Source organism: Sphingomonas sp. SUN019, from assembly GCF_024758705.1.
Classification (GTDB): Bacteria; Pseudomonadota; Alphaproteobacteria; order Sphingomonadales; family Sphingomonadaceae; genus Sphingomonas.
On record NZ_CP096971.1, the window covers coordinates 1,915,514 to 1,936,057 of the forward strand.

General features: G+C 67.1%; 18 protein-coding genes. 11 read left to right on the forward strand and 7 right to left on the reverse strand.

All coding sequences use genetic code 11. From position 1 onward, the window contains the following. Positions 1-3 precede the first annotated feature (3 nt). Together M0208_RS09220 and M0208_RS09225 are read left to right on the forward strand one after the other, a co-directional pair. Complete coding sequence (locus M0208_RS09220; RefSeq protein ID WP_258891412.1) at positions 4-1,590, forward strand: AMP-binding protein; 1,587 nt, start codon at positions 4-6, stop codon at positions 1,588-1,590. Next, positions 1,587-3,212, forward strand: a complete 1,626-nt coding sequence (locus M0208_RS09225; RefSeq protein WP_258891413.1) for an NAD(P)/FAD-dependent oxidoreductase — start codon at positions 1,587-1,589, stop codon at positions 3,210-3,212. Before M0208_RS09220 ends, M0208_RS09225 begins: the two co-directional genes overlap by 4 nt. Positions 3,213-3,239: 27 nt before the next feature. On the opposite strand, the gene M0208_RS09230 is transcribed toward M0208_RS09225, so the two are convergent. The 4 genes from M0208_RS09230 to M0208_RS09245 are packed head-to-tail and all read right to left on the reverse strand — an operon-like array spanning position 3,240 to position 8,290. Continuing rightward, the gene (locus M0208_RS09230) at positions 3,240-3,818 is read right to left on the reverse strand and encodes a formylglycine-generating enzyme family protein (protein ID WP_258891414.1); all 579 of its coding nucleotides are present in this window, start codon (positions 3,816-3,818) and stop codon (positions 3,240-3,242) included. A gap of 45 nt (positions 3,819-3,863) precedes the next feature. After that, a complete protein-coding gene (locus tag M0208_RS09235; protein WP_258891415.1) occupies positions 3,864-4,082 on the reverse strand; it encodes a hypothetical protein in 219 nt (72 codons plus the stop codon). A gap of 5 nt (positions 4,083-4,087) precedes the next feature. Continuing rightward, positions 4,088-5,764, reverse strand: coding sequence for a tannase/feruloyl esterase family alpha/beta hydrolase (locus M0208_RS09240; protein WP_258891416.1), 1,677 nt, complete (start codon positions 5,762-5,764; stop codon positions 4,088-4,090). A 39-nt stretch (positions 5,765-5,803) separates the two neighbouring features. Then, positions 5,804-8,290, reverse strand: a complete 2,487-nt coding sequence (locus M0208_RS09245; protein ID WP_258891417.1) for a TonB-dependent receptor — start codon at positions 8,288-8,290, stop codon at positions 5,804-5,806. A gap of 352 nt (positions 8,291-8,642) precedes the next feature. Here M0208_RS09245 and leuC point away from each other — a divergent pair, with 352 nt between their 5' ends. Genes leuC through M0208_RS09265 form a run of 4 tightly spaced genes read left to right on the forward strand, consistent with a single transcriptional unit; the run spans position 8,643 to position 12,602 of the window. Further along, on the forward strand, positions 8,643-10,040 hold the full coding sequence (leuC, locus tag M0208_RS09250; protein ID WP_258891418.1) for a 3-isopropylmalate dehydratase large subunit: 1,398 nt from the start codon (positions 8,643-8,645) through the stop codon (positions 10,038-10,040). A 3-nt stretch (positions 10,041-10,043) separates the two neighbouring features. Continuing rightward, positions 10,044-10,625: a 3-isopropylmalate dehydratase small subunit gene (gene leuD, locus M0208_RS09255; RefSeq protein WP_258891419.1), complete on the forward strand. Its 582-nt coding sequence runs from the start codon at positions 10,044-10,046 to the stop codon at positions 10,623-10,625. Next, positions 10,618-11,478, forward strand: coding sequence for an oxaloacetate decarboxylase (locus M0208_RS09260; protein ID WP_258891420.1), 861 nt, complete (start codon positions 10,618-10,620; stop codon positions 11,476-11,478). The genes leuD and M0208_RS09260 overlap by 8 nt, the downstream gene beginning before the upstream one ends. Continuing rightward, positions 11,475-12,602 (forward strand): zinc-binding dehydrogenase, encoded by a 1,128-nt coding sequence (locus M0208_RS09265; protein ID WP_258891421.1) that lies wholly within the window; start codon positions 11,475-11,477, stop codon positions 12,600-12,602. Before M0208_RS09260 ends, M0208_RS09265 begins: the two co-directional genes overlap by 4 nt. A gap of 38 nt (positions 12,603-12,640) precedes the next feature. Here M0208_RS09265 and M0208_RS09270 read toward each other — a convergent pair whose 3' ends face one another. The 3 genes from M0208_RS09270 to M0208_RS09280 form a co-directional block, all read right to left on the reverse strand. Then, complete coding sequence (locus M0208_RS09270) at positions 12,641-14,008, reverse strand: HAMP domain-containing sensor histidine kinase (RefSeq protein ID WP_258891422.1); 1,368 nt, start codon at positions 14,006-14,008, stop codon at positions 12,641-12,643. After that, on the reverse strand, positions 14,005-14,691 hold the full coding sequence (locus M0208_RS09275; protein WP_258891423.1) for a response regulator transcription factor: 687 nt from the start codon (positions 14,689-14,691) through the stop codon (positions 14,005-14,007). The genes M0208_RS09270 and M0208_RS09275 overlap by 4 nt, the downstream gene beginning before the upstream one ends. Before the next feature lie 83 nt (positions 14,692-14,774). After that, complete coding sequence (locus M0208_RS09280; RefSeq protein ID WP_258891424.1) at positions 14,775-15,332, reverse strand: DUF1003 domain-containing protein; 558 nt, start codon at positions 15,330-15,332, stop codon at positions 14,775-14,777. Between the two features lie 134 nt (positions 15,333-15,466). On the opposite strand from M0208_RS09280, the gene M0208_RS09285 reads away from it, so the two are divergent. Genes M0208_RS09285 through M0208_RS09305 form a run of 5 tightly spaced genes read left to right on the forward strand, consistent with a single transcriptional unit; the run spans position 15,467 to position 20,537 of the window. After that, on the forward strand, positions 15,467-15,904 hold the full coding sequence (locus tag M0208_RS09285; RefSeq protein ID WP_258891425.1) for a hypothetical protein: 438 nt from the start codon (positions 15,467-15,469) through the stop codon (positions 15,902-15,904). A gap of 4 nt (positions 15,905-15,908) precedes the next feature. Continuing rightward, complete coding sequence (locus tag M0208_RS09290; protein WP_258891426.1) at positions 15,909-16,697, forward strand: virulence factor; 789 nt, start codon at positions 15,909-15,911, stop codon at positions 16,695-16,697. A 27-nt stretch (positions 16,698-16,724) separates the two neighbouring features. Further along, the gene (locus M0208_RS09295; RefSeq protein ID WP_258891427.1) at positions 16,725-17,156 is read left to right on the forward strand and encodes a DUF2147 domain-containing protein; all 432 of its coding nucleotides are present in this window, start codon (positions 16,725-16,727) and stop codon (positions 17,154-17,156) included. Beyond that, on the forward strand, positions 17,149-19,788 hold the full coding sequence (gene mprF / locus M0208_RS09300) for a bifunctional lysylphosphatidylglycerol flippase/synthetase MprF (protein ID WP_258891428.1): 2,640 nt from the start codon (positions 17,149-17,151) through the stop codon (positions 19,786-19,788). Before M0208_RS09295 ends, mprF begins: the two co-directional genes overlap by 8 nt. After that, a complete protein-coding gene (locus M0208_RS09305; protein ID WP_258891429.1) occupies positions 19,785-20,537 on the forward strand; it encodes a virulence factor in 753 nt (250 codons plus the stop codon). Before mprF ends, M0208_RS09305 begins: the two co-directional genes overlap by 4 nt. Positions 20,538-20,544 lie beyond the last annotated feature (7 nt).

Below are 20,544 nucleotides of genomic sequence, written 5' to 3' on the forward strand. Positions count from 1 at the left end.
AAAATGGACTGGAACTTCGGCGACCTGCTCGACGCGACCGGCGCGGCGGTGCCCGGCGACCGGCCTGCGATCGTCCGCGGCGATCATGTCGTGTCGTGGGCCGATTTCGACGCGCGCACCAACCGCGTCGCGCGCGCGATGCTGGCCGCCGGATTGCAGCCCGGCGACCGCGTCGCGATCCTGGCGCGCAACATTCCCGAATTCATCGAGACCGCTGCGGCTGCGTTCAAGGCGCGCGTCACCCACGTCAACGTCAACTACCGCTATACGACCGCCGAAATCGAATACGTGCTGCGCGACTGTCAGGCCGCGGCGCTGTTCTACCAGGACGATTTCGCCGCGGTCGCAGCGCCGCTGATCGGCGGTGGAATCGATCATCTGATCCTGGCGGTGAAGATCGGCGGCGACGGCGACTATGCGCGGATGGCGGCTGACGGCGACGCCTCACCGCTCGGCATCGCGCGCTCGCCCGACGACGGCTATCTGCTCTACACCGGCGGCACGACCGGCCGTCCGAAGGGCGTGATGTGGCGATCCGCCGATGCGCGCCGGTCGCAGCTTGAATCCCCCGTCGCCGCCGCGACGCCCGCCAGCATGGACGATCATGTCGCGCAGGTCCGGCGCGGCACGGCCGGGCGCGTGCTGCCCGCCTGCCCACTAATGCACGGCGCCGGCCTCAACAGCTGCATCGCCGAACTGCTGATCGGCGGCACCGCGGTGCTGCTCGCCTCCGACCGGTTCGATCCCGAACAATTGTGGGATGAGGTCGCGCGCAACCAAGTGACGCGCGTGCTGATCGTCGGCGACGCCTTCGCCCGGCCGATGGCCGACACGCTGGCCGCGCATCCCGGACGTTGGGATCTGTCGTCGCTCAAGCTGATCTCGTCCGCCGGGCTGATGTGGAGCGAGGAGGTCAAGGCGCAACTGCTGGCGGCGATCCCGCACCTGACCCTGCTCGACATCCTCGGCGCGTCGGAAGCATCCGGCTTCGGCTATGCGATCACCAATCGCGATCGCGCGACGCCGACCGGGCTGTTCGAGCGCGGACCGCAGACCGTCATCATCGCACAGGACGACGATCGCATTCTCGCAACCGGCGAACCCGGCGCGGGCTGGCTGGCGCGGCGGCCGCCGTTTGGTGCTGGCTATCACGGCGATCCCGCCAAGTCCGCGACCGTCTATCGCACGATCGGCGGCGAGGCGTTCGCGATCCCGGGTGATATGGCCGAATGGCTGCCCGACGGCCGCTTCCGCCTGCTCGGACGTGGCAGCATGTGCATCAACACCGGCGGCGAAAAGGTGTTCGTCGAGGAGGTCGAGGAGGCGCTGAAGCGCGTTCCCGGCATCGCCGATGCGGTCGTGTTCGGCGTCCCCGACCCGCGCTTCGGCAACGCGGTGACCGCGCTCGTTCAGGCCGGGCCGGACCCCGACGACACTGCGATCCGCGCGGCGCTGGCGACCGACCTCGCGACCTACAAACTGCCGCGGCGGATCGTGCGCACCGACGCCGTGCCGCGCCACGCCAGCGGCAAGAGCGACTATCGCCGCGCGCTGGAAATCGCGCGCGAGCTATCAGGAACAGACGTATGAGCAAGCCCGACACTTTGGAAACCCGGCAGCCGGTCCGGCGGCTCGACGCGCTGGTGATCGGGATGGGCTTCGGGGGCATGTACGCGCTGCATCGCACCCGCGGCATGGGGCTCGACGTGCTGGGAATCGAGGCTGGCGACGATGTCGGCGGCACCTGGTACTGGAACCGCTATCCCGGCGCGCGCTGCGACGTAATGAGCATCGATTACAGCTATTCCTTCTCCGACGAGATCCAGCAGGAATGGACTTGGTCCGAACAATTCTCCGCGCAGCCCGAAATCCTCTCCTACGCGCGATTCGTGGCCGACAAGCTCGACCTCAAACGCGACATCCGCTTCGAAACGCGCGCGACCCGCGTCGCCTATGACGACGACGCGTGCCTGTGGCGCGTGGAGACCGACCGCGGCGACCGGTTCGAGGCGACGTACCTCCTGATGGCGACCGGCCCGCTGTCGGTGCCCAAGCCGATCGACATCCCCGGCGCGGACATGTTCAAGGGCGAGCTCCACTTGTCGGGCAAATACCCGCACCGGCCGGTCGACCTTTCCGGCAAGCGGGTCGCAGTGATCGGCACCGGATCGTCGGGCATTCAGATCGTCCCCGTCGTCGCCGAACAGGCCGACCACCTCTACGTCTTTCAGCGCACGCCCAGCTTCACGCTGCCGATGCGCAACCGCCCGCTAGACGCCGCCTATGTCGCGCACATCAAGCAACATTATCCCGGCCTGCGCGCCGCCGCGCGATATTCGCTGACCGGTGGGTCGCGGCCGATGTCCAGCCGCCCGCTGTTCAGCATCCCGCCCGCCGAACGCGAGGAACTGCTGGAAGAGGCATGGGCCTATGGCGGCCTGCGTTTCCTCGGGTTGTTCTCGGACCTGCTCACCAACGCCGAAGCGAATGAAGTCGTCGCCGAATTCGTGCGCGGCAAGATCGCCGAGGTGGTCGAAGACCCCGACACCGCGCGCCGCCTGACGCCGCAGGGCTACCCGATTTTCGCGCGCCGCCCGTGCCTCGACAGCGGCTATTACGAGGCGTTCAACCGCGACAACGTGACGCTGATGGACTGTCTCGAAGACCCGATCACCGCCTTCACCGAAACCGGCATCCGCACCGCCACGCGCGAAGTCGCGGTCGACGTCGTCATCGCCGCGACCGGCTATGACGCGCTGACCGGCGCGATGCTGTCGATCGACATCACCGGCAAGAACGGCCGCAGCCTGAAAGAGAAATGGGCCGACGGCGGCCGCTCCTATCTCGGCCTCGCGATGGAGGGCTTTCCGAACCTGTTTATCATCGCTGGCGCGAACGGACCGTCCGCGCTCGCCAACTTCATCCTGCTGAACGAACAGAATGTCGACTGGATCTGCGACTGCATCGACCATCTGCGAACCAACGGCCTGCGCGCGATCGAGGCGGACGGCGCCGCAGAGGATCGCTGGATGCGCAAGGTGACCGAACTCGGCGCACGCTCGCTCTATCCGACCGCCAACACCTGGTACACCGGCGCGAACGTCCCCGGAAAGCCGCGCACCTTCCCGGTCTATATCGGTGGATTGGGCCGGTATCGCGAGATCTGCACGGATGCGGCGACCGATGGATATGCCGGCTTCCACATCGTCTGAAAACGTCATCGCCCGGCGCGCGTCCCGCTACAAGTCGCGCACCAGCCTGAATCCGAGCAGGAAGCTGTGGTAGCCGGGCTTCGTGCCGATGCGAAAACTGGTCCGCTCATAATGCGGATAATAGCCGAAACCACCACCGCGCAGCGATCGCTGCGCGCAATCGTCCAGCACGCGCGCGCTGCCGTCGGCAGGCTGGCGATCGTTCGTTTCGTTGAAACAGTCTGCCGTCCATTCATAAACGTTGCCCTGCGTATCGTGGAGGCCGAACGCATTTGGCTTGAAGCTGCCGACCGGGGCATAGGCCGCATGGCCGTCGGTGCAGATGAATTCGTACTGCGGGTCGTCACGCCACGCGAACGCGCTTTGCGCGGTGCGATCGCCGATGTTCGAATATTGGCACGCGCGGTCGCGGTCGCCGCCCCAGAAGCGCGCGGTGGTCGATCCGGCGCGGGCGGCATATTCCCATTCGCCTTCGCTGGGCAGGCGATACGCCTTGCCGGTCTTCTTCGACAGCCATGCCGCATAAGCGGTCGCGTCGTTCCACGAAATACAGGCGACCGGATGATCGTCGCGCGGCGTCACCGCCGGAGCTTTCGCGACGGTCACCTCATATTTGCCGATCGCGAACGGTTTCGCGATGGTGACCCGGCATTACGGTTTGTCGCGGTTGATCCACTTGTCGCCGGTCACGCCCTCGCGCGTCGTTTCCGCAGTGGTCGATCCGAGGATTGCCGATCCGGCGGGGACGACGATCATGTCCGGACAGATGGTGCGGCAATCGCGCAAGGTTGCGCCGGGCCGCGGTTCGCGCGCCTCGCCCGGGCCGCCAACCGCCAGCAGCGCCGCCGCTGCGATGCCAGAACCAAACAACGCCGTTACGGCATCGTCTTTCGCCAGTTCTCGGGCCTGGCCGGATCGCCCCTGCCGGAATAGCGCGCGGTCGCCGGCCACAGATAGACGGGGCGGGCGCGATCGTAATATGCTGGCGACAACGGGTGGCGGCCGAATTTGGAATACACCGATCCATAATCCTCCATCGCCCGCGGCGCGGTGGGGTAAGGCGCCCTGGGCCGATAGGCGATGACCTGGTCGGGCGCTTTGCCGCGCTCCACCCAATCCTCGATCGCGGTGATCCAGTCGATTTCACCACCGCCCTCGCCGCCGCGGCAATGATTGACGCCGGGCGGGGTGAAGAAGCGGAAGAACTGCCGCGTCGCCGCCGGGCCGCCGTTGGCGCGCTCCGCCTTTTGATAATAATCGATCGACGCTTCGACGGGGATATTGTTGTCGTTCCAGCCGTGGAACAGGATCAGCTTGCCGCCCGCATCGCGCAGCCGCGACAGATCGGGATTGACGGGATTGAAGATCGGCCCCGTCAGGTCGAGCCGTTCGGGATCGCGATCGTAATCGAAATCGGCGGCGCGAAACGCCGGACCGGACGGTGGGCCGCCAGCATAACCGACATAGCCGGTGATCGAATAACCCGAGCCGGCATATTGCTTCCCGGTCGGATTGACCCAGCCGAAGTAATTCACCCACTGGTCCTCGGACCCCCACGGCATGCCCCAATAGAGCTTCTCGCCCTTTGAATTGCGCGCGCCATCGCGGAATTTCTGCGCGACGTCGGCCTGCTCGGGCGTCAGGCATTGTGCTGCATCCTGGCCGGGCTTGCAGATCAACGACTTGGGATCGAACGCGCACGCCGCCGGATTGGTCAGCAATCCGTCCTTCAGTCCGTCCCGCGCGTCGCATTGTTTCAGGACCGCGCTGCGGATCAGGTCGACCTTGGGCGCGGTCAGGATCGTGCTGCCGTCCGACGCGGTGTTCACCCGCGTGTTCCATTCGAGGAAATAGGGCGTGTCTCCGACCTCGTCATACACCGGCGCGCCGGCGACGATGCCGTCGAAGTCCTTCGGGAAACGCTGCGCCTCGATCATCGCCTGGCGTCCGCCGGTCGAGCAGCCGATGAAATAGTTCAGCTTCGCCCGCGCGCCGTAAAATGCCGCGACCAGTTCCTTGGCGACCTTTGCGGTCAGATGCGTCGCGCGATAGGCGAAATCGAGCTGGCCCTGCGGATTGTTGTACGCGAACAGCCAGCCGCCGCCCTTGTGCCCCATGTCGGTGGTGACGACGGCGTATTTGCGCACCAACGCGTGATCGATGCGGTCCTCCAAGTAATTGCCGCACGGGCCGCCGCAGCCCCCCATCATGAACTTGCCGTTCCAGTCGCTGGTCGGCATTCGCAACAGAAAGCCGACCGTCGGACTGATCGTCCCCTCCACCCGGCAGATTTCGGGCAGGTCGTTATCGGCGACGCCGTGCGTGCCGCCGGCGGGCACGATCCGCGCCGAATTGATTGCGGTCGGCGCGTCGGGAAATTTGGCGAAGGCCTCGCCATTCTCGCGGCTCGTCAGTCCGGCGCAGGCTGCCGCGATCGCGGGCGTCGCCTGTACCGGTGCAGCCGGAGAGGATCCCGGCGATTGCGCGAGAACCGCGGCTGCGGCGAGACTGCCGCCCATGGTGACGCCGATCAGAACAACACCCGATTTCATTACGATGCTCTCCACCCAACGCCCCGAACCGGACACCCTCTAAAATTTGTATCCCAACCGCACGCCGACCTGCCGTGGACGACGCGCGGTATCGGCGAAGCTCTGGTTGCCCGCGGCACCCGCCGGGAACGTACCGAGCGGCGTTGTGATCGTGGGGTAACTGCCGACCGGACATACCGCCCCGACCGCACAGGACGTGCCGCCCACGCCGGTGAAGCTGACGCGCGTCGTACGTGCGGAATGATCGTCGTTCAGCAGGTTGCGGACGAACCCCTCGACCGTGATCCGACCGGTTTGGACGCCGATGCGCAGCCCGGCGAGGTTCGCCGCCCCCATCCAGGCGTCGTTCCACTCGTCCAGATAGATCTTGCTCTGATGCTGATAATCGGCCCGGATGTAGCCGTTCACCGTGTCCGTCAGCGGGAAATCATAGTCGGCGAACAACGAAAGTTGCAGCGCCGGCGTCCCTTCCTGCTGGAACCCCGCGACCGAGCGGCAGCCGAAACCCGTAGCGATGCCGGTCAGCGCGAAATAGTTGGTCGAGCACAGTTCCTTGTACTTCGCCTTTCCGTAGGACGCCGTCGCGCGCAGGTTCAGGCCCTCCGCGGGCAGCGCTTCGAGTTCGGCTTCGAACCCGGTCACGGTCGATCTGGACGAGGCGGTCGTGAACACCGTCGTCGCGCCGGGCTGTGGAAAGTTGGTGAGCGTCGCCTGGGGAACCTGCTGGTTCTTCCAGTTCATGTGATAGACCGCGGCGTTGAAGATCAGCCGCCCGTCCAGCCACGTCGATTTGAGGCCGCCTTCGTAATTATACAGTTTCTCTTCGCCGAACGCGCGATCGACGCCGGTCGGCAGCGGAAAACTGGTCGGCACGTTGGCGTTGAACCCGCCCGGATTGTTGCCGACCGAATAGATCGCGTAGAATTGCAGGTCGTCATTGACCTTGTACTGAATGTTCAGGCGCGGCAGCGTCGCCTTGAACGACGCTTCGAGGAAGGCCGGATTGGGGGTCGGTGCGAACGCGGTCGGCAGCTGCGTAAGCGAAATCTTGTCCCACTGTTGCCGAAGCTCGGCGCTGATCGTTAGCTGATCGGTGACGTCGAAATACAATCCGCCGAAAATGCCGTGCGTCTGCGACGGGTTGGTGAGAACGGTGTTGCGGTTGTTCGTCACGACGATGGGCGCCGCGTTGACCTTGAGCCCTGCGGGCGTGACCGGATCGAACAGCGCTCGCGTGCTGCCGTATATCTTCGTGTAATTGTAACCGAACGTATAGCGCAGCCGCTGATCCTGCGGCGCGGTCAGCCGAAGTTCGTATTGCTGGTCCTTGGTCCGCACGAAGCTTGCGAAATTGCTGGCGTTGAAGCTGTAGGCGGTCGGCACGTCGGCTGCGTTGGGGGCGATCACACCGGCGCGGGCGCCCAGGTAGCTGGCGTCGAAACGGTTCGCCAGCTTCTCGTCGGAATAAGCCGCAAAGCCGCTCAGCGACGACCCGCCCAGGTCGGCGTCGAAGCTGAACACCGAACGATATTGGTTGCGGGTCACACCGGGGTCGGTGATGTAGCCCTTGATGAATTGCTGATACAGATTCGGCGCATTCGCCCGGCTGTGATCGATGTTCACGCTGCCCTTGTAGTAATAGGACACGGTGCCGTCGGGCCGCACGATCCGGCTGTTGCGCGTGTTGATCGGCGCGTACGACGTCTGCGGGATGGCGTCGCGGTCGTGGACATACGATCCGTACCAGCGGATTTTCAGCCAGTCGGTGGGCGTGAAAACCAGCTTGTTGGTGACCGCGACCGTCTTCTGATCGCCGAAATGATAACCGTCGCGGTTCACCCAGGCGTCGGGACCGCCATATTCGAAGTATCGCGCCGCGATGGTGTTCGACAGCACGCCCTTGACGATCGGCGTCGTCAGATAGCCGGAGATGTCATATTCGCCATCGGTCGCGGTGATCGCGTCGATCTTTCCGGCGAACACGTCGCCCGGATCCTTGGTGACGAAGTTCACCGCACCGACGAAGGTGGAGCGTCCGAAATACGCGCTCTGCGGCCCCTTCAGGACTTCGATCCGCTCAAGGTTGGCGAGCGCGGTGCTGGAATAATCGCCCGACATGAATACGCCGTCGATGAACACCGACGCCTTCGATCCGCCCGACGTGCCGGTCGACAAATTACGGATCTGCAGCTTGTTGCCGCCGTTGCGGCCGCCCGTCGTCCCGAAATACAGGCCGGGCGTGCGCGTTGCGAGATCGAAGATCGTCTTGGTGTCGGTCTTCTCCAGCGTTTCGGCGGTCAGCGCGGTGATGGTCAGCGGCACGTCCTGCAGGCGCTCGCCGGTCTTGCGCGCGGTGACGATGACGTCGCCGATTCCGGCCGGTTGCGCATCCGTCGCGGGCTGATCGGCGGCGTCGGCAGGGCCCGCCGCGCTTTGCGCCAACGCCGGTGTCGCGAACCACGGCGCAAGCATCGTGGCCGCCAGCAAGACGTTACGGGATGCGTGAAATGCCGAACCCTTGACCATCGAACTCCCCCATCAGGCGATCGTGGCTGCCTGCCACGTCAGTCCGCCGATCGACGCGGCCTTGCGCCGCCCGATCAGGCGTAATCGGTCAGCGCCGTGGCCTTGCCGGCGCCTATCCGCTGCGGTTCGATGGTGTGTCGCCAAGGCTTGGGTAGAAAGCGCCAAATGCGCCGGCCGCATTGACTTAATGTCATCACGCCGTCGCGTCGCCCGGCATCGCGATCGGCCGGGCTCCGCAGCGGCCCGCAGCGCTGGACAGGCGTTACAAAACGATGCCCGCCTAAACCGCTATGCGGATAGTCGCTCGATACTGCGCTGACCGGCGGCGGCTGGCGCGCTAGCGGCTGAAGTCATGGCTGGCACATTGTACGACAGACTGTGGGACGCGCACGTCGTCGCTACCGACGGCGATGGGCAGACCCTGCTCTATATCGATCGGCAATTGCTGCACGAAGTTAGCAGTCCGCAGGCCTTCGCCGGTTTGCGCGCCCAGGGACTGCGGCCACATCGCCCCGCCACCCAGCTCGCCGTCGCCGACCATGCGGTGCCGACGCACCATCGCGACCGGCCGATCGCCGACCGTCAGGCGCGCGATCAGGTCGCGCTGCTGGAGGCGAACTGCGCCGCGACCGGCATCGAATATCTCGCGCTCGACGGGGCGGGTCAGGGCATCGTCCACGTTATCGGCCCGGAACAGGGCTTCACCCTTCCCGGCATCACCCTGGTCTGCGGCGACAGCCATAGCGCGACGCACGGCGCATTCGGCGCGCTGGCGTTCGGCATCGGGGCGAGCGAGTGCGAGACGGTGCTCGCCACGCAAACCCTGTGGCAGACGCGGGCGAAGACGATGCGCGTGACCTTTACCGGCGCGGCAGGCGAAACGGTGACGGCAAAGGACATGATCCTGGCGCTGATTTGCCGGATCGGCACCGGCGGCGCGACGGGCCATGCGATCGAATATGTTGGCGACGCGGTGCGGGCGATGTCGATGGAAGCGCGTATGACCCTGTGCAACATGAGCATCGAGGCGGGATCGCGCACCGGCCTGATCGCGCCGGACGACACCACCTTCGCCTATCTGGAGGGCCGCCCCCGCTGTCCATCGGGGGCGCATTGGGACGCGGCGGTCGCGGCCTGGCGCGGCCTCGCCAGCGACGCCGACGCGATATTCGACCGCGAGGTCACGATCGACCTCGCGCTCCTGGCCCCCCAAGTCAGCTTCGGCACCAGTCCCGACCAGGTGCTGCCGATCGACGGCCGCGTGCCCGATCCCGCGGCCTGCGTCGACCCCGCCGCCCGCGCCAAACTGGAACGCGCGCTCGACTATATGGCGCTGACCCCCGGCACCGCGATGACCGATATCGCGATCGACCATGTCTTCATCGGCAGTTGCACCAACGGCCGTATCGAAGACCTGCGCGCCGCCGCGGGCATCATCGGCACCGGCCATGTCGCCCCCGGCGTCACCGCGTTGGTCGTCCCCGGTTCGGGCGCGGTCAAGCAGCAGGCCGAGGCCGAGGGGCTGGACCGCATCTTCGTCGGCGCGGGGTTTCAGTGGCGCGAGGCGGGCTGTTCGCTATGCGTCGCGATGAACGACGATCGCCTGCCGGACGGCGCACGTTGCGCCTCGACCTCGAACCGCAATTTCGAAGGACGGCAGGGCAAGGGCGCGCACACGCACCTCGTCAGCCCGGCGATGGCCGCCGCCGCCGCGCTCGCCGGCCGCTTCGTCGATATCCGGGAGCGCTGAGCGATGGAGCCGTTCCGCACCCTCACCAGCGCCGCCGCATCTTTGCCCCAGACGGATATCGATACCGACATCATTTTTCCCGCGCGCTTCCTGGTCATTACCGAAAAGCGCGGGCTCGGCCGCTACGCCTTCCACGACCGCCCCGACCTCACGATCGCACCCGGCGCGGCGATCCTGATCGCGGGCGACAATTTCGGCAGCGGTTCGAGCCGCGAACAGGCGCCGTGGGCGCTCGCCGACCTCGGCATCCGCGCGATTGTCGCGACCGGCTTCGGCGAGATCTTTCAGTCGAACTGTTTCAAGAACGGCATATTGCCGATCGTGCTGCCCGCTGCGGAGGTGGCACGACTTCACGCCGCGGCGCAGGATGGCGAGCCGACCACGATCGACCTGAGAACACAGCGCATCGGCCTGTCGCATACCGGCGCGATTTCGTTTGCGGTCGACCCTGCCCGGCGCGAAGCGTTGCTGGAAGGCCTGGACGAAATCGCCCGCATCCGTACCCGCTTCGCGCCCGCCATCGCCGCGTTCGAAACGGCGCAACGGCGCGCATCCCCCTGGCTCTGGAGCAACGAAATTGGCTGATTCCCGCCTCAAGGCGAAACTGGCGGAGGGCAAGTTCTTCGTCGTGCCCGGCGTGCAGGACATGATCGCCGCGGTGGTCGCGGATCGCGTCGGCTTCGATATCGTCTATGGGACGGGCTATTGGCTGACCGCCTCGGCCTATGGCCTGCCCGACGCCGGAATCGCCACCTACACCCAGATGATCGACCGCATGGCGACACTGGCGCGGACCAGCAAGGCGGCGGTGATCGCCGACGCCGATACCGGTTATGGCGGGCTGCTCAACGTCCATCACACGGTCAAAGGATATGAGGCCGCGGGGATTTCGGCGATCCAGCTGGAGGATCAGGAATTTCCCAAGAGATGCGGGCACACGCCCCACAAGCGCCTGATTCCGATCGAGGATATGGTCGAGAAGATCAGGGTCGCGGTCGATGCGCGCCAGGATATGCTGGTCATCGCCCGCACCGACGCGCGCCAGTCCGAAGGACTGGACGGCACGCTGCGCCGCCTGGAGGCCTATGCTAAGGCCGGCGCCGACATATTGTTCCCCGAAGCGCTGACGTCCGAGGAGGAGATGCGCACCGCCTGCGCCGCGTTCGACGTGCCCGTGATGGCGAACATGTCGAATGGCGGGCTTACCCCGGTGCTGAAAGGCGACGTGCTGGCCGACATCGGTTACGCCTTCGCAATCTATCCGTCACAGACCAGCCTGGTCGCAGTGTCGGCGATGGAGGCGATGCTCACGCGGCTGAAGCACGATGGCGACGGCAATCCGGCGGACTTGCCGCTGTTCGATTTCAAGACGTTCTGCGGCATGATCGGGTTTGAAGAGGTATGGGCGTTCGACAAACGTTGGGGGTTGGCCGAATGACCCGCAAGATCACCGCCGCCGTGCTGGACCGCTGCGGCGACAATCCGCGGCCGTACGCGCAGCACGCGCCGCTCCGCCTCGCCGAACTGACGCTCGACGACCCTCGGCCCGGCGAACTGCTGATCCGCATCGACGCCGCGGGGCTGTGCCATTCCGACCTGTCGGTGGTGAACGGCGATCGGCCGCGCCCGATGCCGATGGCGATCGGGCATGAGGCGACCGGCATCGTCGAGGCGCTCGGCTCGACCGACGACGCCCAGTTCGCAGTCGGCGACCGGGTGGTGCTCGCCTTCCTGCCGGCGTGCGGGGAGTGCGTCCGCTGCCGCTCGGGCGAGGGATATATGTGCGCGAACGGCGCGGCGGCGAACGGCGAGGGGCGATTGCTGGGGGGCGGGTGCCGGCTGCACGACGGCGATCATGCGGTGCATCACCACCTCGGCGTCTCGGCCTTCGCCAGCCATGCGGTGGTCGATCGCCGGTCGGCGGTGAAGATCGACGCCGGCATCCCGAGCGAGATCGCCGCGCTGTTCGGCTGCGCGGTTTTGACCGGCGTTGGCGCAGTAATGAACTCGGCCGTCCTCCGGCCGGGCGAAAGCCTGGTCATCTACGGCCTCGGCGGCGTCGGTCTCGCCGCGCTGCTCGGGGGCCTGGCCAGCGGTGCGGTGCCGATCGTCGCGATCGATCCCTCGCACGAAAAGCGCGCCATCGCCGAGCGGCTAGGTGCGACGCCCGCGCATCCCTCGGACGCGGCGGCGACGATCGAACGCACCATCCCCGGCGGGGCCGACGTGGTGATCGAGACGGTCGGCAAGGCCGCGGTCCTCGCCGACGCCTATCGCGCCGGGCGGCGCGGCGGGCGGATCGTCACCGTCGGCCTGCCCAACCCCGCCGAGCGGCTCGACATTCCCGCCGTGTCGCTGGTCGCGGAAGGGAAAACGCTGATCGGCAGCTACATGGGATCGTCGATCCCCGCACGCGACATTCCGCGCTACGTCGCGTTGTGGCGCGCAGGGCGGTTGCCGGTGGAGGAATTGCTGACCTCGGTCGGCCCGCTATCCAGCATCAACGCGCTGCTCGACTCGCTCGCGGACGGCAGCGCGATCCGGCAGATCGTGCGCCCGTAACGCCGTTCGCCGAGGTCAAGACCGTCGCCGTTCGCATTCTAGGAAGCGGCGGGATCCGCAGGCCCGACGGGGAGGACGATGCGGACCGACAGGCCCGGCCCGGCATCCGCCAGCGTGATCGCGCCGCCGTGCAGCCTGGCGACTGCGCCGACCAGCGCGAGGCCCAGTCCGGCGCCCGATCCGCGGCGCGCCGCGTCGAGCCGGCCGAAGCGCGACAAGGCCTGCGCGCGCAATCCGGGCGGAATGCCCCGTCCGCGATCCTCCACCGCGATCGTCACTGCCCCGGGCGCGACCTCCAGCCGCAGCGTGATCGGTCCCTCGCCATATTTCAGCGCATTGTCGACGAGGTTGCCGATCGCCTGCCCGAGCAATTCGCGGTGCACCGCCAGCGCTGCCGTGACGGGCGCATCGACCGCGATGGCCCGCCCGGCGTCTTCGACGACCGGTCCATAAACCTCCGCAATGTCATTCAGTTCGCTCACCAGGTCGACGCTCCTGAACGCGTCGCGCCCGACACCGGCTTCGGCGCGGCTGATCCGCAACGCGGTCTCGACGATCGCCAGCACCCGTTCGCCCTCGCCTAGCGCCCGGCCCACCGCCTGTTGCGCCGCAGGCTCGCGCACGTCGATCGCCGCCCGCTCCAGCGCCGATCGCAGCCGGGTGAGCGGCGATTTCAGATCGTGGGCGAGGCCGTCGGTCGCGATCTGGAGTTCGCCCACCAGACCCTCGATCCGTTCCAGCGTCATGTTCACCGCACCGGCCAGCGCGGCGAACGCGTCCCCCGACCGGTCGTTTTCGACCCGGCGCCCAAGGTCGCCTTCGCGCACCGCCTCCAGGCAATCGACGGTCGCCCGGAGGCGATGCGCGATAAGGCGTGCGGCAAGCCAGGCGGCAAGCGCGGCGAACAGCACGGCAAGCGTCAGGCCCGCCACCGCCGACCGCTCCAGATAATCCAGGATGCGCTGCTGGCTTTCGACGACACTGCCCGTCAGCAACCGCGCCCCACCGGCCAGCGGGGTCGCACGAACCCACATCGCCTCCGGTGCGGCATGGCCCGCGCGCACCAGCTTGAACAGCGCATGGCGAGGTCCGATCGCAACGTGCGGCGGCGGGCCGGTCAGATTGCCCGCGACCACCTTTCCGCCTGAGTCCACCAGCAGCAACACCGCATCCGGGGTGATGATGCGTTCGGTGCGGGCGCGAACCTCGTCCGCCAACGCGGGCAGCCCGCCCTGGCCATACGTGACGAGCAGATCGTCGCGCAGCGTCTCGGCGCGCAAGGCTGCACCCTTTTCGATCTCCTGACGCACGACCGCGCCGGTCAATCCCAGCAACGCGATTCCCGCTGCGACCTGAAGAATGAAGACGAGCAGCGCGAACCGCAGCGTCGTCGAACGCCAGTTCAAGGATCGACGCCCAACCGGTATCCGACCCCGCGCACCGTGTGCAGCAGCGGGCGCGCCGCGCCGTCGTCGACCTTCTTGCGCAGACGGCTAACATGCACGTCGATCACGTTGGTGCCCGGATCGAAATGATAATCCCACACGCCTTCCAACAGCATCGTGCGGGTCACGACCTGTTCGGCATGGCCGAGCAGGAATTCGAGCAGGCGGAACTCGCGCGGCTGAAGGTCGATCGCCGAACCGGCGCGCTTCACGCGACGCGAAAGCAGATCCATTTCGAGGTCGCCGCAGCACAAGGTCGTCACCGCAGCCGTCCCCTGCGCCGCACCGCGCCGGATCAGCAGTCGGATCCGCGCGAGCAGTTCGGCGAACGCGAAGGGCTTCGTCAGATAATCGTCCGATCCGCTGGTCAGGCCCTTGATGCGATCCTCGGGCGAGCCCAGCGCCGACAGGATGATGACCGGGGTCTCGATCCCCGCCCCGCGCAGCCCGGTGAGGACAGCCATCCCGTCGATTCCGGGGATCATGCGGTCGAGCACGATGCAGTCGTATCCGCCGTCGGTGGCATGGAACAGACCGTCCCGGCCGTTGTCCGCGCGATCGACGACAAATCCCTCTTCGGCCAATCCCCTGGCGACGAAATCGGCGGTCGCCTTGTCGTCCTCGATCAACAGAATCTTCGCCACGGCGCTTCCTAACTACGGTGTGACACGACGTCCGTGACGGCAGGTCGACAGCGTTGCGATCCTCCACCGCCCGGCAAAGGCCGTCAACCGGACGGACTTGCGGCTTGTGCCGCTTTGTCCTCGACCGGCCGTCGCGCCACCGCGATCAGTTCGTCCAGTTTGTCGCCGACCGCGCGATCGATCTTCTCGTGCAGCCGGATCATCTCCAGTTCGGTGCGCAGGTTGACTTCATAATCCAGGCTCGCCGCCAGCCGATCCTTCGACGCCTGGCGATTCTGGCTCATCATGATGATCGGCGCCTGCAGCGCGGCGACCGTCGACAGCATCAGGTTCAACAGGATGTACGGATACGGATCGAACGCCGTCCCGCGCTGCGCCAGAACCTCGCTGTTCAGCAGCATCCACGCGATCAGCAGGACCGAGAATGCGACGATGAAGCCCCACGATCCGCCGATCGCGGCGACGCGATCGGCCAGCCTGTCGCCGACGGTGGCGGCTTCGTCGGCGGCGTCGGCGGCATCGCGCGCGATCGGCATGCCTTCGTGCACCTTGGCGATCACGCGGCGTTGTTCATCGTCCAGCGCGTCGTGCTGCTTGCCGAACAGGCGGCGCGCCAGGACGTGGATCGGGTTGGTGGACATTTCGCCGGCTCCTTTTCTCGGACCTGTGCCGCGGCCCGCCTCTACGCCGCCTGAGCGGGACATGAAGAAACGCTAATCTTGCAGCCAGCACGTCGTAGTCCGGGTGGTCGCACCCCGGGGGAAGGCAGTCGGTGATGCGCGATGCGAACGACGATTTGGAATGGCGGGACCGGTTTGGGCGGCATCTCGTGATCGTCGATCAGGCCGCACGCCGCGAACCACATGGCGGATCCCCGGACGGCCAGGCGGCGCGAAAGGCCGCGTTGCTCGATGAGCGTACATGCCGCCTGATCTGCCCGATCGCCGCCGCCATGGTCGGCGTCTGCCTGACCGGGATCGGCCTGCTGCATGTCGCGACCGCGATGCACGGTCATCAGACCATCGCCGACGACCTGCTGTCGACCGATGCGCTGATTTTCCTGATCGCGACGCTTGGTTCGTATTTCGCGCTGCGCGTGCAGTCGGTGACGCGGTTGCACTGGCTGGAGCGTGTCGCCGATGGCGCGTTCATCGCCGCGATGCTGCTGCTGACCGCGGCGTGCTTCATCATCACCTACGCGCTCAGCGGCTGACGCGATGTACCGCACGATCCTGTTTGGTCTGCTTGCCGCCGCCGTCGCGCTTGCCGTGTCGCTTGGCTGCTACGTCTGGCGGCTCGGCTATTTCGGCGGACCGCTCTACACGCTCGTCCCGGCCACCTCCGCGATCCCGCCAGCCGAACGCGGCACGGTCGCGATCTTTTTCTCGGGCGACATGGGCTTCACCACCGGCATGGGGCCGCGCATCGCGGCGCGCATCGCGCGTCAGGGCATTCCCGTGCTCGGCGTGAACTCGCTGACCGCCTTTGCGCATCGCCGCAGTCCGGCGCAGGTCGACGCGCTGGTGAGCGGAGCGACCATCAAGGCGCTGAGCCTGCCCGGCGCGGCGCGCGTTATCTTGATCGGTCAGTCGTTCGGGGCCAACGCGCTGCTGCGCGGCGTCAATGCCCTGCCGCGCGCGTTGCGCGCGCGGGTAGGCGTCGTGGAGTTGATCGTTCCGAGCGAGACGATGCTGTTGCGCGCCACGCCCGGCGGCGTGCTGGATTTCGCGCACGACGGGCCGGCCGCGCCCTTCGCCCGCCGCCTCGACTGGGCGCCGGTCATGTGCCTGTACGGCGAAACCGAAACGGAAAGCCTGTGCCCGTCGTGGAATCAGCCCAACGTCGCCCGGATCGCGCTGCCGGGCGATCATTTTCTCGATCGCGACGCCGTCCTGACGGCCGCCTACCTCCTGCGCGGCATCGCGGCGCATAGCCCGCGGCGGGGGCTGGCCGCATTACCGATTGTTCAGGACGCGCAGAGACGCCGGCAAAGCGCGGGGGCCTAACACACCGTCATCGCGAAGGAAGATGTGATGACGAAGCGGTTCACGGCACTGGCGGCGCTCTCGCTCCTCATGACGGCGAACCCGGCGTTCGCCGACAACCCAGCGCCACACCAGCCGCAGGGATTGTGGATCAATCCGCACGGCAACGTCATCGTCCGGACCGGCGCGTGTGGCGACAAGCTGTGCGGCTGGATCGCGTGGGCCAATCAGGAAGCGCGGTCGGATGCACGGGACGGCGGCGTCACCCAGTTGCTCGGCACCAAATTGCTCGAGGACTATGGCGCCACCGGGGCGACGTCCTGGAAGGGCGTCGTGTTCGTGCCCGACATGGGCAGGCGATTTTCGTCGCGGATCGACGAGCTTTCGCCGACGCGGCTTGGAATCAAGGGCTGCATCCTGGGCGGGCTGATCTGCAAATCGCAAATCTGGAACCGCATCGAACGGCTTCCCGATGCGTGACTTGGGTCCGACCCTCACCCGTCACCGCAAGCTGATCGGCGTGGCCGTCGTCTTGTTGCTGATCGCGCTCGGGTTCACCGCGCTCGAACATTTGACCAGCGAAATCCACTTCAGCGACGTTCGCGCCGCGGTGCATGCGTTGCCCGCGGACCGCCTCGCGCTGGCCCTGCTGTTCACCGTCGGCAGCTACGTGGCGCTGACGTTCTACGATGTGCTGGCGCTGCGGGTTATCGGTCGCCCGCTGCCCTGGCGCACCGCGGCGCTGGCGTCATTCACCAGCTACACGCTCAGCCACAATCTTGGCCTGTCGCTGCTCACCGGCGGCTCGGCGCGCTACCGTGTCTATACCGCGGCGGGCCTCGACGGCGCGGATGTCGCGCGGGTGGTCGCCATCGCTGGCGGCGCATTCTGGGCGGGCGTCGTGACCGTGACGGGTATCGCCCTGCTGTCTCACGACGGGGCCGTCACGGTCGCCGGCCTGACGCTTGGCCAGGGCATGATCCGTTTCCTGGGCTGGTCGATCGTCGTGCTCGCCGCGTTGCTGGTCACGGCCTGCGGGGCGATCGGCAAAGTGATCCGCCTGTTCGGGTTCGCGGTGCCGCTGCCGACCTCCCGGCAGGGCGTGATGCAGATCGCGATCGCCGCGCTCGACATCGCCCTCGCCAGCGCGGCGCTGTTCGTGCTCATTCCGGGTGCGTCGACCGTGCTGCTGCCGCAGTTCGTCCTGGCCTATACGCTCGGAATCGTCGCCGCGGTCGTCACGCACGTGCCGGGTGGGCTGGGCGTGTTCGAAGCGGTCGTTCTCGCCGTGGTGCCGGTCGACCGGGCCACCTTGTTCGCGGCGCTGATCGCCTATCGCATCATCTATTATCTGCTTCCGCTCGCCGCCGGCATCGTCATGCTGGCATGGCGCGGCAGCGCTGAACGGCGCGCATCGCTGCGGCTGCTGTCCGGCGTGCGGGAGCTGGCGACCGGCGTCGCGCCGCTCGCGCTGAGCGCCGCGACGTTCATGGGTGGCGCAATGCTCCTACTCTCAGGATCACTCCCCTCCCTGCACGACCGGATGGGATTGCTAGCCAATGTCCTGCCGCTGCCGTTCATCGAAGCGAGCCATATCGCGGCCAGCCTGGTCGGGACCGGCCTGCTGCTGCTCGCCCCCAGCCTGTACCGCCGGCTGGACGGGGCGTTCGTGGCGACGCGTGCGCTGTTGGTGGCGGGCGCGGTCTTCTCGCTCGCCAAGGGGTTCGATTACGAGGAGGCGATCGTCTGCCTGTCGGTCGCGGCATTGCTGCAATCGACCCGCGCCGCCTTCTACCGCCGCACGACCCTGACGAGCCGGCCGGGCGGGGCGGCGTGGCTGGCATCGATGGCGACGATGATCGCTCTGACCGTATGGACGGGTTTCTTCGCGTATCGCCACATCGATTACAGCGGCGATCTGTGGTGGCAGTTCGCGCTGCACGGCGACGCGTCGCGGTTTCTGCGCGCGTTGCTGGGCATGACCGTCGTGCTGGCGGGGGCGGGATTGTGGCGGCTGATGGCCCCGGCGCGCGCGGCGACGGTGACCGGCGGCGAGGTCGACCCCGCCGTCATCCGGCCGATCCTGGACCACGCGGTCCGCACCGATGCGATGCTCGCGCTCACCGGCGACAAACGGTTCCTCGTATCCGCCGCCAATGATTGCTTCCTGATGTATCAGGTCGTCGGCGCCAGCTGGATCGTGATGGGCGATCCGGTCGGCGCACACGGCGCGTGGGGCGAGTTGCTATGGCGGCTGCGCGACCTCGCCGACCGTCAGCAAGGCCGATTGCTGCTGTACGAGGTGTCGTCCCCGGTGCTGGATATCGCGATCGGCATGGGGCTGAACATCATCAAATACGGGGAGGAGGCGATCATCGACCTCGACGGTTTCACCTTCGACGCGCCAGGCCTGCGCGGCGTGCGGCGGTCGGAGCGGAACGTCGCGCGGAAGGGCGGCCAGTTCCGCCTCGTCCCGGCCGCCGCGGTCAGCGTGATCGCCGATGAACTAGCGGCGATCTCGGACGCGTGGCTGGCGGCCAAGCACCAGCGCGAGAAGGGGTTCAGCCTCGGCCATTTCGATCGCGCTTACCTGGCCAATTTCGACGTCGGCATCGTCACAGTGGACGACCGGATCGTGGCGTTCGCGAATATCTGGCGGACCGCGAACATGCAGGAGGTCTCGATCGACCTGATGCGGCACGGCGAGGATGCGCCGTCGGGAACGATGGACTTCCTGTTCGCGCACCTGATCCGGTGGGCCGGATCGCGCGGCTACGCGCGCTTCTCTCTCGGCACGGCCCCGCTGTCGGGCATCGAGGACCGCCGGCTGGCGCCCGCATGGGCGAAGACGGCGGCTTTCGTCTTCCGGCACGGCGAGCGGTTCTACGGCTTCAGGGGCTTGCGCGGGTACAAGGAGAAATTCGCGCCGCGGTGGGAGCCGCGCTACATCGCCGGGCCGCACGGGATCGGCCTGCTCCAGGCATTGCGCGATCTTTCGCGTCTGATTGGCCGTCCGCAGCCCGCGCCGCCCCGCGCGCGTGTCGATACCGCACCGCCGGTCGAAGCGCGCGGCGCGTATCCGATGCTGCGCGAAGCGACGGCCCTGTCATGATCGCGAAGCCGATCGCGCGCCTCCGCCGGGTGCTCGGCATCGCCGCGCTGCTGGCGGGGCTGGCGGGACTGGTGGTGGCGCTCGCCGTGCTCGTACCGGCACTGCATCTGATCGATCGCCCGGCGATCCGGATGTTCGGGACCAGCAAAGCGCATCCCGATGTTGTCGCGGTCTATGCCTCGGGCGACACGGGCCTGCGGTTCGGCAAGAGTCCGAAAGTGATCTCGGCGCTCGCCGCGCGGGGTATTCCGGTGGCCGGGATCGATTCAGCGGTCAATTTCGCCTCGCACCGTTCGCGGGCACAGGTCGATGCGATCGTAGCGAACGCGATCCGGCTTGCGCTCGCGCGCACCGGCGCCAGCCGCGTGGTGCTGATGGGCCAATCGTTCGGCGCGGACATCGTCGCCACCGCCGCACTCGATCTCCCGACCGTGTTGCGGCCGAAGGTGGCGGCGATCAACCTGGTGGTGCCGTCGCGGACCGTATTCTTCCGCGCCGATCCGACCGAAATAACCTATCGCGGCACTCCTGACGCGACGCCCGCCGCCGCGCTGCGACGCCTCGACTGGACGCCGGTCAGCTGCATCTACGGCGCTGCGGAAACCGACAGCCTGTGCCCGCTGCTGCGCGGCACGCGCGCGCAGGTAGTCCCGCTGCCCGGCGGGCATTTCCTCCGCCGTGACCACAAACTGATCATCGCCACCATCATCCAGGCGTTGCGACACGCCGATCCGACGATCATCGATTGAGGCTGCG